Here is a 1,102-nt window from a genome sequence, read left to right on the forward strand (position 1 = left end):
TATTTCTAGCAATAAGAATAGCATTAATCAGTTAGTTTTTATAAACTTTAAAACATTGCGACAAAAAGAAAAAGTTTAACTCAATAGATGGAGAATTGCGCTTTTCTCATATTCTAGAGGACGAACCTGAAGCGCTACGCTGGACTGAAGCCATGTCCCAGTTTTCTATAATAGACTACCAAGAAGGCCATACTTACGAACCATATTTTATTGTTGAAACAGAAAAAGCTACATATTTGTGCGAGATAAAGCGTGCTTCATATAAGTGTGATGTCTCTCTTTATTCGTTGAGATATCACTTATTTGTAGCATGAAGAGTAAATTTATTAAAATCATGATGAGAGGGAGATAGGAACTTTATAGGTGTATCATCATAGGATTAAGTCGTTTTGTTGAGAGCTATTTTTATTTCTGCTAAAAGGTTTTTGATATATTTAATTATTATTTCGTAATAGTGGATGTACTTTATTTTTATGTGCAAGAAAGCTGATTGATTGTGTAAAATAGCGTTCAAAAATTACATTATTTTTATCCTGTTAAGGACATTTTTTCTAGTGAGGGTTTTGCAATTGCAATGCTCTTTTTCTCATTCTAAATTTTGGTTAGAAAAAGCGTATATAGGTGTTATTTTAAATTTAAGATATGCATCTTCCATTGTTGGTGTTACTGTTGTAAAAAATGATATTTTATTTGATACGCATAAGGTGTTACCAAGAAGATCGATGTATAGATAAAATTTAGATTGTTACAATATCTTGAAAAAACAATGGGTAAATAATTGATAATTGTGCTACGAAAGTTGTTAGATGGGCGTGTGTCAGCAATTCTTAATAAAAAGGTTTTTCTTGATAGTCGTTTTTTTTCAAAATACTGCTCTTTTTATGCAAATCTTATGTTGGTAAGCTATGCAGTTTTCGCCGGAACAGGATAATGCATTGAAGGCTGTTGCCGCGTGGTTGAAGGAAGGGCGTTTTCCTCTTTTTCGCCTTTTTGGCTATGCGGGGACGGGTAAGACGACGCTTGCACGCTATTTTGCAGAGACAGTTGATGGTTCTGTTCAATTTGCTGCTTTTACAGGGAAGGCGGCGCAGGTTTTGCGTTC

1 protein-coding gene is annotated in these 1,102 nt (G+C 33.8%); it reads left to right on the forward strand.

Annotated features, from left to right (window positions below; translation table 11 throughout):
* Positions 1-905: 905 nt before the first annotated feature.
* A partial coding sequence (locus ACFIL8_RS10760; RefSeq protein ID WP_375689769.1) for an AAA family ATPase occupies positions 906-1,102 on the forward strand: 197 nt, incomplete at its 3' end.

This window comes from Bartonella sp. AP57NXGY, from assembly GCF_042195805.1.
Taxonomy (GTDB): Bacteria; Pseudomonadota; Alphaproteobacteria; order Rhizobiales; family Rhizobiaceae; genus Bartonella.